Annotated in this window: 13 protein-coding genes and 1 tRNA gene; 5 read left to right on the forward strand and 9 right to left on the reverse strand. The window is 44.9% G+C overall.

Annotated elements, in window-relative coordinates:
* Position 1 precedes the first annotated feature (1 nt).
* Genes ACYZ97_RS07825 through ACYZ97_RS07840 form a run of 4 tightly spaced genes read right to left on the reverse strand, consistent with a single transcriptional unit; the run spans position 2 to position 4756 of the window.
* Positions 2-1264: an HlyD family type I secretion periplasmic adaptor subunit gene (locus tag ACYZ97_RS07825; RefSeq protein ID WP_473297947.1), complete on the reverse strand. Its 1263-nt coding sequence runs from the start codon at positions 1262-1264 to the stop codon at positions 2-4.
* A gap of 40 nt (positions 1265-1304) precedes the next feature.
* Entirely contained in the window at positions 1305-2027 is a 723-nt protein-coding gene (locus ACYZ97_RS07830; protein WP_473297949.1) for a hypothetical protein, read from the reverse strand.
* 2 nt (positions 2028-2029) lie between these two features.
* The gene (locus tag ACYZ97_RS07835) at positions 2030-3481 is read right to left on the reverse strand and encodes a TolC family protein (RefSeq protein WP_473297950.1); all 1452 of its coding nucleotides are present in this window, start codon (positions 3479-3481) and stop codon (positions 2030-2032) included.
* Positions 3482-3484: 3 nt separating this feature from the next.
* Entirely contained in the window at positions 3485-4756 is a 1272-nt protein-coding gene (locus tag ACYZ97_RS07840) for a hypothetical protein (RefSeq protein WP_473297952.1), read from the reverse strand.
* 413 nt (positions 4757-5169) lie between these two features.
* On the opposite strand from ACYZ97_RS07840, the gene ACYZ97_RS07845 reads away from it, so the two are divergent.
* A complete protein-coding gene (locus ACYZ97_RS07845) occupies positions 5170-6210 on the forward strand; it encodes a dipeptidase (protein WP_473297954.1) in 1041 nt (346 codons plus the stop codon).
* A gap of 174 nt (positions 6211-6384) precedes the next feature.
* The gene (locus tag ACYZ97_RS07850; RefSeq protein WP_473297956.1) at positions 6385-7590 is read left to right on the forward strand and encodes an MFS transporter; all 1206 of its coding nucleotides are present in this window, start codon (positions 6385-6387) and stop codon (positions 7588-7590) included.
* Positions 7591-7649: 59 nt separating this feature from the next.
* Here the strand turns inward: ACYZ97_RS07850 and ACYZ97_RS07855 are convergent, their stop codons facing one another.
* Positions 7650-9047, reverse strand: a complete 1398-nt coding sequence (locus tag ACYZ97_RS07855) for an MATE family efflux transporter (RefSeq protein WP_473297958.1) — start codon at positions 9045-9047, stop codon at positions 7650-7652.
* A 156-nt stretch (positions 9048-9203) separates the two neighbouring features.
* On the opposite strand from ACYZ97_RS07855, the gene ACYZ97_RS07860 reads away from it, so the two are divergent.
* Both ACYZ97_RS07860 and ACYZ97_RS07865 read left to right on the forward strand, forming a co-directional pair.
* On the forward strand, positions 9204-10736 hold the full coding sequence (locus ACYZ97_RS07860; RefSeq protein WP_473297959.1) for a class I SAM-dependent methyltransferase: 1533 nt from the start codon (positions 9204-9206) through the stop codon (positions 10734-10736).
* A 113-nt stretch (positions 10737-10849) separates the two neighbouring features.
* Positions 10850-12262 (forward strand): DHA2 family efflux MFS transporter permease subunit, encoded by a 1413-nt coding sequence (locus ACYZ97_RS07865; protein WP_473297961.1) that lies wholly within the window; start codon positions 10850-10852, stop codon positions 12260-12262.
* A gap of 35 nt (positions 12263-12297) precedes the next feature.
* Here the strand turns inward: ACYZ97_RS07865 and ACYZ97_RS07870 are convergent, their stop codons facing one another.
* From ACYZ97_RS07870 to rplU, 3 genes are all read right to left on the reverse strand, one after another.
* Entirely contained in the window at positions 12298-12894 is a 597-nt protein-coding gene (locus ACYZ97_RS07870) for a GNAT family N-acetyltransferase (RefSeq protein WP_473297963.1), read from the reverse strand.
* Between the two features lie 124 nt (positions 12895-13018).
* The gene (gene rpmA / locus ACYZ97_RS07875) at positions 13019-13288 is read right to left on the reverse strand and encodes a 50S ribosomal protein L27 (RefSeq protein ID WP_473297965.1); all 270 of its coding nucleotides are present in this window, start codon (positions 13286-13288) and stop codon (positions 13019-13021) included.
* Between the two features lie 22 nt (positions 13289-13310).
* Positions 13311-13814, reverse strand: a complete 504-nt coding sequence (gene rplU / locus ACYZ97_RS07880; RefSeq protein WP_473297966.1) for a 50S ribosomal protein L21 — start codon at positions 13812-13814, stop codon at positions 13311-13313.
* A 288-nt stretch (positions 13815-14102) separates the two neighbouring features.
* Between rplU and ACYZ97_RS07885 the strand changes: the two genes are divergently transcribed.
* Positions 14103-14192: transfer RNA gene (locus ACYZ97_RS07885), tRNA-Ser, on the forward strand.
* Positions 14193-14631: 439 nt separating this feature from the next.
* Here the strand turns inward: ACYZ97_RS07885 and ACYZ97_RS07890 are convergent.
* Positions 14632-15624, reverse strand: coding sequence for an acyltransferase family protein (locus ACYZ97_RS07890; RefSeq protein ID WP_473297968.1), 993 nt, complete (start codon positions 15622-15624; stop codon positions 14632-14634).
* Positions 15625-15641 lie beyond the last annotated feature (17 nt).

Below are 15641 nucleotides of genomic sequence, written 5' to 3' on the forward strand. Positions count from 1 at the left end.
ATTACTCGCTAAAAACAACGCGGGCACCATCAAGAAACGGCTTGAATAAATACTCCAAAAAAGTCCGCTGTCCGGCTTGTGCATATGTCTCTACAGACATACCGGGAAATATTTTTATATCTTTCGGCTGATCGGTAATATTAATGGTCACTTCATAATAGCGACCTTTTTCATCATCACCCATTGTATCTGCACTGATAACCGTTGTGACACCATTAAGCGTCGGATTATTATATGCCGAAGCGGCAGCGACCCGCACATGAACATTTTGTCCCACCCACATACGATCACGATCCTGCGGCGCAACCTTTACATCGGCAACCAAAGGCACTTCGCTTGGTGCAATTTCAAATAGCTGTTCACCAGGCCGCAAGACAGCGCCTACATGCGGCATCGCAACCTGCTGAACGATACCATCAACAGGAGATAAAACAGCACTATTCTTTTGACGTTTTTCACTCGCTACCAATTGTGCACGCGCCTGCTCTAATTTCAGCTGTGCCTCAGACAATTGTTTATTGGCATCTTCATTAAATTCTGTCCGCGTCATATCAAGCTTAAGCCGAACACCATCACGCTCTGCCTTTAAAGTTGGCAACTTTGCACGCGCCTCATTCAAAGCGCTGACTGTTTTTTGATATTCAAGACGCCTCTGCATCAACACCGCTTCAGCAGCAGCACCTTTTGCAACCAACGGTTCAAGCAGCTTCAAATGTTCATTGGATAGCTGCATTTCACGACCGAGATCCTCAATACGACTATTCAACTCAGCCACTTGAGATTCTATCTGGGCAAGATTATTCTTACCTATATTAATAGTTTCGTTGAGTGCTTTTTGGCGCGCATCATATAGCTTTTTCTCACTCGAATAAATTTCCTGTAAAGCCGGCTCTTTAGGCACCTCAGGACTAAAATCTTGTTGAGCAAGCTCGGCCTTCAAGCGCTGTTCGCGAGTTTCCAAAGCCCGAACGGCAATCAATGCACTTTCATGTTCTTCAATAACTGTCAGATTTTCAACTTCAGCAAGCTTTTCATCTTTTTTAACAACCTGACCAGTTGATACAAAAAGCTTAGTCAACACACCACCTTCGGCATGCTGTATAACAATATTATGTCCTTCAACACGGATAATACCACGTCCCCGTACGAGCACATCAAATGGCCATAAAGCCGCCCACAAAAAGGCAGCCAACACACATAAAGTTAGCACCTTTTTGTGATTTAGGTTTTGAAACTTCCATTCTTCCAAAACCTTAATAGCCACACTTTGAAGCCTCATCAGGCCGAGACCTTTCTGACCATAATTATTCCTTGACAATACGAAGCACCAGAAAATCATTTCGTGAATCAGGTACTATCAAATTATCAAAAAGAATAGAGCTTTGCGGAATTTTTTCCTGACGCAAAACAGACATAGTTGCAACAGCACGATTTACCTGCATTGAAAGAACATCGCCCGTTGAAACACCTACACTTCTCGCGACAGAATAAATTCTAAGCTTACCTCCTGAAGAAATCTTAGATTTATTCAATTCAGCCCAAGCTTTAACCTGCATTTTCTGCGGATCAGTAATGTACGTACGAGAAAGACTTATATCAAGACGCAAATCTCCATCCCGCGGCTCAAGCTGATGAAGATCAACCATCACCAGAGGCAGTTTCATTGCTTCCTGACCAGCACCCGGTCCTTCATCACCTTTGGCCTCAACAACTTCCTGCGTCGTTTCCGCTTGCTGGGCAGTTTCCACTGGCGCTATTTCGCTCGGCGTTTTAGCCGGCGTATTAGGTCGAGCCTCCTGCGGTTGCGCCTGATTCCATGGCTTGGCTTCATTTAGCGCCGAAGGCACCGGCACTTCTTTCGTTGCAACATTATCGGGCGATTTGGCAATCTCAACATCCTTACCGACAATGCGCGACGTTGCCAAAATAACTTGGAAAAGCAGAGCCAACAGCAAATAGACCATTAGCAAAACAGTCAGCATATCGGCATAAGCGATCCAAATATTTTCATTTCCACGTCTTTTCATGATCAGCTATCCAATAATTTCAAAGCTACAAGTCCTTCACGTGGCTTGCCTGCCAAATAATAGATACTAAATACCGACTTCAAATAACCGAATTTAGCATCAATCGCTTCAGTATGAGCCGTAAAGTATTCTGTCTCTGCCGTTATAAGATCAGAAAGATTACGATCCCCTAAGCGAAACTCCTCAAGATAAAGATCACGAGTCTTGTTGGCTTCTTTTGTCGCTTCACCGCTGATCAACCACTGATCCGCATTAATCTTGACATCGCCAAGCAATGCTCGAACCTGATCATTAACCTTTGCACGCTCAAGACCAAGCTGCGATTGAGCAACATTAACCTGAGCATAAGCTTCGGAAACTTTGCCCTTCTTGCTCATGTCGAAAATATCAAATGAGAACTTAACACGGATACCACCATCCGTACGTGACACATCATAAAGATCATCAACACTTTCTAATGCACGTTTATAATCACCAGACACATCAATACGCGGCATATAATCAGCCTTCGCACCAGCAACACGCTCGCGACGACCATCCAAAGCTGCATCACGCGCCAGAACAGCAGGATTTGCATCCGATGCCGTAACAGCTGTCACCTCTAGGTCAGGAGTCCGAGGCAAACCCGCCTTCTTAAGGCCGGCAACTTTTATTTCCTGCCCAACAAGCGCATTTAGCTTATTCTTAGCGCGACTGAGATTAAGCTCGATTTGCTTACGCCTGTTAATGGCATTACTTAATGCCAAACGTCCACGAACAGCATCAGATTCAGGTGAAATACCACCCTGAACACTTTGTCTGATCGTTTCGTTAAGTTGCGTAATCTTATCTATATAAGCCGATGCTGCATTATAAGATTCAGTCAAACTTTGCACAGAAAGATAAGCATTTGCCGTCTCAAACAAGACGGTTAGATCTTCAGACTGTTTAGCATAAACTGCTGCACGCACCATATGCTGCATCTCGGCATTCGATGCCGCGCGACGGCCGAAATCATAAACATTGTAGCGCAGCGAAACACCGCCATAGGCAACATCGTCAAAATCACGATCACTACCGTCTATACCACCGGAGACACGCGCATTTTGCGAATTGATCTCAGCTGATAAAGTTGGATAATATTGAGCCTTAGCCTGATCAAGGCGCGATTGTGCAACATCTACTTCGCCGCGCGCAACCTTCATCGTCCATGAGTAATTAGCCGCCATCTGCAACGCATTACCAAGAGTAACAACAGCACCTGGACGCACAGGATAACTGATTTCCCGTGCGTTCTCCTCAGCATTCTCGGACTTCTTAACCTCACCTTGAGATGAAATAGACTCCGTCGACATAGGATCGACACCAGCAGGTGCAAAACTATTTTTCTTATTGGTCGCACAACCACTTGAGATGATGCATGTCCCCAACAGCAAGCCCGATATGGCTGCCTTGATATACCCCTTCACCAACATGGCTTAACCCCTTTTGTCTTTACTAGATTGCGCAGCCTGGACAGCCGAAACAATAGAGACACGCGCTTGCGTTAACTCGCGCATACTCTCCATTACAGCCTCCTGTTGTGCACGCAAGGCATTCAGCGCCGTATCAAGAGCAACCCCTTGCTCATTACCACCTGAAACAAGTCGGGCAGCATTCTGATTAATGGACTGAGTATTCTGTTCAATCTGCAGAAGCTTACCCAAAAGCCCTTCAACACCGCTGGAAAACTGCACACGAATCTGACTGACATCCGCCACCGATTGTGCAACAACACTATTATTACGCTCAATAACCTCAACCGCACGCTCATTTGAATCCGCCACACGCTCAGCCGATTCAACCATTTGCGTCGTCAAGCGTTCAATCGCAACATTGTGCCCTGCAACAAGACCAACCAATTCCCGCAAAGATTCTTGCTGGGCAATTTGTCCGGTAGCCATCGTATTGGTAACAGAAACAAGCTTTTCGCTTTCCTCCTTCGCAAAACCGACATGACGAGAAAAGACGCCAGCCAAACGGTTAATCGCCTTGACTGTAACATCCTGCGCCTCATCGGAACCAACGAGATTAGCAGCATTATCTTCACCGGCAACAAACGACCATTTTTCAACTTCATAGACCCACCCTTCACTTGCACGACTGAAAAAATAAGCCATAAAACTCAGAAGGATCGAGGATGCCAAACCGAACATCGAAGACGAGAAAGCCGTCGCCATACCACCAAGAGGCACAGCCAAACTATTAACCAGCAACTTTGCATTGATTTCATCTGTCGTCGAAAGAGCCTCAATGGAGGTACGGATACCTTCCATGGTCAAAGTCAAACCATAGAACGTACCAAGAAGCCCCATAGAGATCACGATACCAGCTGCATAATAAAGAAAATCGACGCGCCAACCCAATGCCTTAGACAAAAGATCAACGACTGCAGAACGTTCCGACTCGTCAAAACTAATAAGATCCTTCAAACGCCCGCGAAACAAGCGCATGCCACCAACCAATTTTGGCTCTGCATCTCTTGGAAAGCTGACTTCAAAGCTACGCCACTGCGTCATCCCGCGCGCAATAAAAAGAAACGTCACCAAGCCATAAAGGATAACAACAACATCAAAAACAGCGATAATCGTGTTAAATATAATGTTATGCGCTAAAAAATCACCATGTAAAAGAGTAACCCAGGCAAGAGCGCAGCCAGCCAAAACAACCAATAAAAAACTGAAATTTAGCGCAGAGCGTGTAGATCTCATATGCAACCCCTAGTCATAAACAGCCCCATCAGAAAGACGCCGGCGTATAAAAAAACCTTAACTACCTCTTCCTAAAAACACACAGAATCCACCACCGCACACACCAGCACAAAACAAAGCACGGCTATCGACGGCGGCAATACTGCCAATACTCTTAGGAAACGATACTCAAACCCAAATGCCGACTGCAACACCCCCAACAAAAGGACGGCAAATTGGCAAAAAACCCAGTGATTCTATAAAGAAAACGAATCACTTTGATTTTTTCTACCCAGATTTATAAATAAATTCAAGGGTCAACATAGATTTACTTATAATCCTCATGAAATTTAGCATCAGAAAATTTCATTATCGTTATATCTTTGAATCATTTAGTAATATTAATATAAATTTTTGTTTGTTCGGAAACATCCATGAATACAATCAACACACCGGTTATTTTTGATGGACACAACGACATGTTATTGCGCCTATGGGAGATGGATCAAAAAAATACATATATGCAATTTTTTGATCCAATCGATAATGGACACATTAATAGAACGACGACTAAAACAGGATGCATGGCCGGAGGAATGTGTGCGATTTTCCCCCCTAACACCAATCCGGATGCGGACAATGCCGATATAAAACCACAGCTTGATCACACCCAAGCCCTTTCCTCAACCATGGGCATGGCCGCTTTGCTAGCTAGGATTGAGCGTTATAGACCACAGCTTTTTAAAATCTGTCGCACAGTCCAAGATATTGATACAGCGTTTAAAACTGAACAATTTGCCGCCGTCTTTCACATTGAAGGCGCTGAAGCCATTGGTGATAATCTTGATGAGCTTTATGTTCTGCATCAAGCGGGACTACGCAGCCTCGGCCCTGTCTGGAGCCGCCCCAATAATTTTGCTTTTGGCGTCCCTTTCCGCTTTCCGTCCACACCCGATATTGGTCCCGGTTTAAGCGAAAGAGGCAAAGAACTTATCCGTGTCTGTAACGAACTCAATATCTTAATTGATCTATCGCATATGAATGAAAAAGGCTTTTGGGATATTGCCAAGCTAAGCGACGCACCGCTTGTTGCAACCCATTCCAACGCGCACGCTTTATGCGCGAGCAGCCGGAATCTTACCGACAAACAAATTGACGCGATAGGCGAAAGTGGCGGACTGATCGGAATTAATTATGGGGTTATTTTCCTTCGCGAAGATGGAAAACGCCTTACTGATACGCCCTTGGAAACAATCATCCGCCATATTGACTATATTGCCACCCGCATCGGTATTGATCATGTAGCCCTCGGCTCTGACTTCGACGGCACAACCGTACCGCGCGAACTCAGCGACGCTTCAAAACTGCCCGCATTAATCAACGCCATGCGTCAATACGGTTTCGATCTCACAACCATTGAAAAAATTTGCCATAAAAACTGGCTACGCACTCTTAAAGCCACATGGAAAAATTAGAAGCTTTTAACGCACAGCCCTGCCATAAAACAATCACTCCTTGACACCGCCGTCAATCATATTAAACCGGCAAAGGTACAGACGGATTATCCTTTAAATTCACAACTGATCATGTATTGACATACGGCGCTATATCCATATACGGAAATACAGTTTAGGTTTTCGATAAACATAATGGCCAATCCCTATCTAGAAATATTCAAAGCACCCGGCTCTGTAGGGTTTTCCTTAACTGGTTTTATTGCCCGTATTCCAATTGCCATGATTTCAATCGGTCTTATAGCCATGCTGAGCGAATTAAGCGGATCTTATGGTAGTGCCGGCTATGTCGCAGCTGCCTACGTTCTATCCAACGCCATTCTTTCCCCGCAATTATCACGTCTTGCAGACTGCTACGGTCAACAGCGGGTTGTCATTTGGGGGACACTTGTAAGTGCTATTTCCCTTTGCCTATTGTTAATTGCCGCTCATATGCACTTCTCCATTTATACATTGATTATTCTTGGCATCATGACCGGCTTCATGCCCAGCTTTGGATCTTTTGTGCGCGCCCGCTGGTCTATGCTCTATAGTGGCTTACCTCAATTACGCACCGCCTTTGCCTTTGAATCCATTATTGATGAAATGATCTTTATGGCTGGACCCATTATCGCATTATTTCTTACAACCCATTATTTTCCTGCCGCCGGTCCTCTGGCAGCTGTCATATTTCTTATTACCGGCGCCAGCCTGTTTCTAACCCAGCACAAAAGTGAGCCGCCAATCATTACACAAAAAGCAGGCCAAAAAGGTTCTGTCATCCGGCAGTCTGCTGTTTTTGTTCTAACACTAACACTTGTCGCCATCGGCAGTATTTTCGGCACTGCAGAAATTACAGCATTGGCCTTTGCCAAAGAGCTTGACCAACAGGCGCTTGCTAGCCTGCCACTGGCAGCCTATGCATTAGGCTCTTTTATTACCGGCATTATTTATGGCTCCCGCAATATCCAGGCTTCTCTAGCCCGCCAATTTGTCATTATGATTACATTGGCAGCCATTACAACTCTGCCACTTTTAATTGTCAGCGACCTATGGTCCTTGGGCATCGTTCTGTTTATTGCAGGAGCTGCCTGTTCACCAACCATTATCATCACTATGGCTCTCATTGAATCAAGCGTACCGGCAGCAAAATTGACCGAAGGCATGTCATGGGCAGTAACAGGTTTATCAATCGGCGTTTCTATCGGTGCCGCCATTTCAGGACATCTAATAGATAATCACGGCGCAACAAGCGGCTTTTATCTCTCAATTATTATGGGATTTATCGCACTTATGATCGCACTTGCTGGGCAAAAATTTTATCAATCGTCCTCACGCATGCATATCATCAATAACAATTGACAATTAAAGCCTTTAAAAGCTCAATCTATGCCAATCGACCAGTTTCTTTGCTATGCACGCTATCTGGCAGCCCTATCTTCACCCAGCACCGGATCAATAAGTGCAACCTGGCGCCATTTAACGCTGTGATAATAACCATAAGCCATCAACAGCGAAGCAAATGCACCAACAGGAAAACTAATCCAGATCGCATCGGCACCTATGAAAGGATAAAACAGATAATAAAACCCAAGCCGTATCGGATACATGGCAACAAACAAGCAGATGAGCGGCACCACGACGGCACCATTAGCACGCAACGTCGCATAAAGAACCATTGAAACACCGAAAAACAAGAAACTCCAACTTGCCAGAAGTTGAATGTGACGGGCATCCGCAATTGCCGGACTTCCAGCCCCTAAAAAAACAGTCATGACCGCCGTATCAAAAAACAGTAATAGAAGCAATAAAACTGCAATCATCACAAGAGTGATCACAACACCAGCACGCGTAATTTGCCAGACCCGATGCCATAAAGCGGCACCGATATTCTGCGCTACCATAGCACTGACCGCCGCACCAACCGCCATTGCAGGCATCTGCACATAAGTCCATAATTGCTGGCTAACATTATAAGCGGCTACAATATCAATGCCCTCATGATTGACAAGACCAACCATAACAAGCCCGGCAGTCGACATAACCACCATTTGCAGGCTGATGGGAAAGCCTTTGAACAAAATAACCTTCAATAACGATTTTGACGGCAAAATATAACGCCATTCATGCCCCAGCAAACGCAATGGCAGATTACGCCAATAAATATAAGCAATAAGCGCAAATAATGAAACATAGGCACCACCAGCCGTTGCCCAAGCCGAACCGGCAATCCCCATAGCCGGCACGGGACCAAATCCCAAAATCAATATTGGGTTCAACACAACAGCTGAAACAACATTGACGATCATAAACCACAAAGGAGTCCATGAATCTCCAGCACCACGAAGCCCCATCATGACCATAACCATCATCATGGTCGGCGGCATAGCAATGAAAATAATACGCAAATAGGATTCCGCCTGCATATACGCCTCGCCCGGCGTATCAAGAATCGTCAAAATCTGCGGAGAAAACAACCATCCTAAAATAGCAACCACAATGGAAAGGAGCAAGGAAAAACCAATAGCCGCACCGAAAGCACGACGTGCTTCGTCAATATGATGGCGCCCGAAGCTTTGGCCCACAAGCACTGTTGCCGCCATACCAAAACCAAAAACCAACGAAAATAGCATAAACATTATAATATTGGCATTGGCTGTAGCCGCCAGAGCACTTTCACCGAGAAACCTGCCAACCCATGCCGTGTTGATCGAGCCATTTAAAGATTGCAATATATTGGATAAAAGAGTCGGCAAAGCAAAGACAAGCAATGTCGAACTAATCGGTCCACGGGTAAGATCTTGCCGTTTTATCAGCATACTGTTTCCATTATGAGTATAATCTTATCACATGACAAAATAGAGTAAAAACTTTGGATTTCCACCATTCTTTGCAGCAAAGACACTTGGGAGTGCTAGTCACAACATAAAGTATAGGTTAGACATTTTCTTATCGTAACCAAAAGGATGATTGATATGACGGATAAATGGGATGATGGCTACGTTTCTGATGTAGAATATGTTCCTGGTTATTATGCGGAACAAAGCCCTATCCACATCAACATCACATGCTTAATCAACGGCGTAGAACCACCCGTAAAAACAGGTGATCCCTTTACCTATTGTGAATTAGGGTGCGGTCTAGGAGAAACAGCTCTCAATATTGCTGCCGGTAATCCTAAGGGAGAAATTTGGGCCTTTGATTTTATGCCTGCTCATATTGCAGGTGCGCGCCAACTAGCAGAGAAAACCGGTATTACCAATATCCACTATGAAGAAAAGTCATTTGAAGAACTGGCTTTAGGAGATATTCCCGCTGATATGCCTCAGTTCGACTATATTACACTGCATGGTATATGGACATGGATATCAAAGGAAAACCGCGATCATATTGTAGAATTCATCCGCAGACATCTGAAACCAGGGGGCGCTGTCTATAATTCGTATAATGCCATGCCGGGTTGGACCAATATCGTTCCGTTACGCCAGCTTATGTATATACTGGGTGAACAAATGGTCGGACAGACAAACCAGCGTGTCAAACAATCTCTGAATGTTATTGAAGACCTTGTTACACAGGGCTTACGTTATATTCCCAAAAGTTTTCTAAATGGACTAACCAATAAAGACCCCAATTATCTTTCGCATGAATATTTCAATGCAAACTGGGACCCGACTTTTCATAAAGATGTCGCTGACGTTTTTGAAAAGGCAAAATTGAACTACATAGGCTCGTCCAATCTACTTGAAAATGTTGATATCTGGTGCCTGACAAAAGAGCAAATCGACGCACTCAACAAGATACCGGCCTCTATACGTGAAACTGTGCGAGACTATTTTATGGAACGCACCTTCCGGCGCGATATTTTTATACGCGGCGCACGACAAATTGCAGCAAAACGCATACGGTCACATATTGAAGGCATAGAGGTTATCCTCAGCGTACCGTTGGAAAACATCAAATATGATATAAAAATACCACTTGGCAACGCCAAGCTCGATGAAAAAAATTATAAAATCATTTTTGAAATGCTTGCAGACAAGCCCCATACAATCGGCAATATAATCAAGACAATTGAAAATCCGAATGATACCAATCCACTTCATATGCTAAGCATGCTCCTAGCCTCCCGTCAGATTGAGATTGTCTTGCCTAACAATGCACGTCGTTCAAAAGCCGATACGATGAAGTTCAATAAAAATATGATTACCTATTATATCAGCAATAACGCCACGCGCGCATCATTTTTAGGATCCCTAATCGGCTCACCACGTATTGTCGGGCTATTCCAGCTTCTCGTCTATGAAGCACTGCTCAATAACACTGAAAAGAAGATTGATATTATTAGCGACACGATCTGGAACAATCTGTCACAGCGTGGTGATTATCTAATCGACAAAAACAGAAAACTGGAAACAAAAGAACAGCACATGGCGCTTATCAAACCTCAGGTTGAAACAGTACTTAAAAGCCATTTTCCAGTCTGGCATCGCTTGGGCGCTATATAACATATTGATATAGAGCCCCACAATAAAGTGGCTTTTTCAGTTTCTCCAAAGAGGCTACATTAATACAGGCCATCTTTGAAACTTCAAAAAAAGACTATATTCGGGAGTCAAATTTGATCCGTATCCTCCCCCTTGTTCTTGCGGTAGCGCTGTTCATGGAAAATATGGATTCCAATGTAATCTCTACATCCCTACCCGCTATTGCTGCCGATCTAGATACCAGTCCTATCGCGCTTAAACTGGCCATGACATCCTATCTGGTATCCCTCTCAATTTTTATTCCTATCAGCGGATGGATGGCAGACCGTTTTACAGCCCGCCACATCTTCCGTATTGCCATTGTTGTCTTCATGATCGGCTCACTCTTATGTGCAGGATCCTTCTCACTTCAATCTTTCGTCTTCTCGCGCTTCCTGCAAGGCATAGGCGGCGCCATGATGACACCGGTTGGTCGCTTGTTGCTCATCCGTTCCACCCCGAAGAACGAACTGGTTGTCGCTCTCTCATGGCTTTCCGTACCTGCCCTTGCCGGGCCACTTGTCGGGCCTCCCGTCGGTGGATTTATTACAACCTTTTTCTCATGGCATTGGATCTTTCTAATCAACATACCCATCGGCATCATCGGTCTCATTCTATCAACCCTTTATCTTCCCCGTGATGAAAACCTCCTTTACCGAAAACTGGACTGGCTAGGCTTCATATTATCAGGCCTTGCCATGGCTGGCTTCATATTCGGCCTTTCAGTCATCAGCTTACCGGCACTGCCCGAATGGATTGGCATTTTAATGGTTGGCCTCGGCCTCATCGCTGCATGGCTCTATATCCACCATGCCGCCCACACAGAACACCCACTACTCAACCTTCGTCTTTTTCGTGATCCTGTCTTTCGCAACTCGATTACCGGTGGTTCAATTTTCCGATTAGGTATTGGAGCCATCCCCTTTTTGTTGCCAATGATGCTACAATTAAGCTTTGGCCTTTCTCCATTACAATCAGGCTTGATCACATTTGTCGGTGCGATCGGTTCTATGTGTATGAAGTTCGGCGCCAATGCTGTCTATGCACGCTTCGGTTTCCGCCGTGTCCTAATGTATGGCGCTCTTATTTCTGCATGCTTTACTGCAGCAAATGGACTGTTTACACTACAAACATCCTATCTCTGGATGCTTTTCATCTTGTTGATTGGCGGTTTTTTACGATCCCTGTTTTTTTCCGGCGTCAATGCCCTTTCCTTTGCGCAGATACCAAACGAACAAGTCAGTCAAGCAACACCGATCTCGGCTGTCGCCCAACAAGCTTCCCTTGCTCTAGGGGTTGCCATTGCTGGCGCGATCTTGGAACTGTGCATTTTGCCCCACGGCGGCGGACCAAAACTCTCCGACTTCCATATAGCCTTCTATACAATCAGCATTATTTCCGCCTTGGCCTTCTTTATCTTTCAACGCCTACCAACGAATGCCGGTCATGAACTGACAAAGTCCCCGAAGAACGTTATCATTCAAAAAAATGGCCCATCCAGAAACTGAGCGGACCATCTTGAAAGCATATCATGCTATCAAAATTAGGCAGCAATGCTACGCAATCCCAACCATGCCTCACGCGTCAACCGATAGAAATCAGTCATAACCAGACCTGAAACCAGAGATGGGCATTCCCCCATACCGATATATTCAAAGCCCATTTTCTCAATAACATGTCTGGAACGTGTATTGGCCGCAAAACACGACACATACAGACTATCCATATCACTGACACGAAAAACCGTATCAATTAATATATTAACAGCCTCGCTGGCATAGCCTTGCCCCCAATAGGGTTCACCAATCCAATAGCCAATTTCGAGCCCTTCCGCATTTTTACATTCACGGATCGAACAGGTACCAATAAATTCACCCGTCTCGGCAAGAGTAATGGCATAGACGCAATAGCCCATCTCGCCAGCCACCGAGCGCAGAATAAATTCTGCAGCATGTTTTCGGGTATACGGATATGGCATTTCAGAAAGCATAGCGGATACACGACGGTTATTGGCGAGATCGGCAATGGCGTCCATGTCTTCCACATGGGGTGCTCTTAAAACCAGCCTCTGTGTAACCAGAACAGGGCAATTGATCTGCCGCTGCCTGCCTCTTTCATCATCTAATATTTCCGTGCTCATTGTAACCTCCTTGGAGCATAAGAAAAGGGAAAGATGGAGCCCCATCTTTCCCTTTTCAATGCTTTTGGAGACTTTCCAACAACCGGGCCCGATGGGACGCCGGTCTGTTTAAAGAGCTCCCGGCTTACTCTGCGGCTTCCGCCATCGGAATCACCGACACGAAAGAACGATTGTTGGCTTTCGTACGGAACGAAACCGTACCGTTTGTTAGTGCAAACAATGTATGGTCTTTACCAATGCCTACATTATCCCCCGGGTGCCACTGAGTGCCACGCTGACGAACAATGATATTGCCTGCAAGAACAGCTTCACCGCCAAATTTCTTGACGCCAAGGCGTTTTGATTCTGAATCGCGACCGTTACGCGAGGAACCACCAGCTTTTTTATGTGCCATCGGTGTTCTCCTTTAATCTCTATTACTTATCTGACTTTTTAGCTGCAGCCTTTTTAGGCGCGGCTGCTTTGCCAGTGGTTTCTTTTTTCGGTGCGGCCTTTTTTGGGGCTGCAGTTTTTGCTTCAGCTTTCGGCGCTGCAGCGGCCTTGGGTGCAGCAGCTTTCACAGCAGGCTTGCTTTCCTGCTTGGTCGCAGCCTTTTTAGGCTTTGCACCACCAGTCAGGATTTCCGAAATACGGATTGTTGTAAGCTCCTGACGATGGCCACGGGTACGCTTCGAATTTTGACGGCGACGCTTTTTAAAAGCGATAACCTTACGTGCACGGCCCTGCTTAACAACTTCTGCTGTAACCAATGCACCTTCAACAAGCGGCACACCAATTGTTGCCTTTTCACCTTCGCCGACAACCAACACCTGATTGAACTCGACAATATCACCGGCACTGCCGGCAACTTTTTCGACCTTGAGAAGGTCGTTAGCGGCAACACGATACTGCTTGCCACCGGTTTTAATGACTGCGAACATTTTTAATCCTTCCGTTCGTTCCGGCTCTTGTCTTCAGTCTTTAAAGTCTGGAAACTGTCCGTCTTTTTATTCAGTCGATTCATCATAACGGGAAACCCCGCAAACAAAACAGGCGCGGATTCCTCCACGCTGTATACTTGTCTATAAGACAGAGCTTTCAACGAGTCAACGAAGCCGCATTAAAAAAAATCAAATTAGGGCTTGTTTTGAATGCATTTGAAAGCTATTTCACAGCGCGTGAACACTCACACCAATTGTGACAGGGCATCGGCCCGATAACAATTCAACGGAGAGGTGGCTGAGTGGTTGAAAGCACCGCACTCGAAATGCGGCATAGGGGCAACTCTATCGGGGGTTCAAATCCCTCCCTCTCCGCCAGTCTATCACAATATTCATATCAAGCTTAAACAATTTGACGTGTAGCGCGCCACAATTTTTGAGACAAAATTACACGATATTTGAGACAAGGCGCGGTTAGATTTCAGCCTTATCAATCACCATTCTGACGTTGCAAGCGAATCCGTTTCGCTTGCAACGTTTTGACAGTCAAACCGCCTTGCCCTTTTGAGCATCTTCAATACGCTGGCAGGCAATATCAAAATAATGTGGGTTTATTTCAATACCAGTATAAGGCAGCCCTAGATTGGCGCAAGCCACGTCGATCGCACCCGCGCCCTGTCCGCATCTGATTTCCTTAAAGCATTTTGTCTTATAGCGGCGCATCATCGTCTTTAACGGGTGATGATAAGCGGTCGCGGCGTTATGCTTATGTGTCGTCGGGCGGGGGTTATTTTGCGATTGGCCCCGTTGATCGGAATTAACCGATCCGGCCTCTAACGCGATTTTTTTTCCGCAGTTTTTCCATAGGCCTATCAACCATCCAATATATAAATATCGCATAGAGTGTGCTCATCAATAATACTGACGTACCGAAAATAAAGCTTCTTCCTAAAGGGATGAAAAGACTTATAGGTATAGCCATTGTAAAGTGCCCCAAATACATAGGGTAGCTTATGAGGCCTATGGCGCTATCCATTTTTCTTAGATTGCCCGTTGCCTTTTTTCCTAGACGATAAAGAAACGCTGCAACGGCGCTGAAAACAAAGACCAATATAAACAACAATAAATTATGAGGATAACCATTATAATATGCAACATTAGGCACGGACTTAAATGTTTGTAGTCCATAAAAACAAAACCCAATAATCGGAAGTGCTATGAATAAAGATAACCACGGCTTTGTCACTTTATTGCGTAAGTGATAAGCCAAAGACCCAACAGAAAACGGCAGTGTAGCGGCCAAAGGAGAAAAAAACCGCAATTGTGAATTTGGGGCTGCCCAGATATGGATAGCAACCATAAATATCACGCTAAATAAAACCCATAAAAGCGTTCTCTTATAAGTTTTTGAAAGCCCTAAACCAATAAGAACATAAAAGAGCAATTCATTTGTCACTGCATAAGACACGACAATCAGATTTTTGTCGTTTGCTTCGTTTATGTATATTATATGTTTAAACCATGCCCAAAGACCATCAGGAAAGGTGGTGTTAATTTGAGAAGACGGCCAGCCATATAAAAGCATGAGTGCAGTGATTAAGATGGTGACCCAATAGGCTGGATATAATCTAAGAAACCTATTCATGGCAAAGGCACCAAAGCGATTTTGGTATGGTCCATGAATCAATAGTGTCATTAAAAAACCACTAAGGCAAAAAAAAGCTACGACCGCTGCCTGCCCCCAACGCAATACATAAAAATGCTGATAGACAACGAGTATAGCTAAAATAGTGCGATAAATACCAAACATCTAACATATAACCTTAT

It is taken from the genome of Bartonella sp. bp_1 (assembly GCF_055808085.1).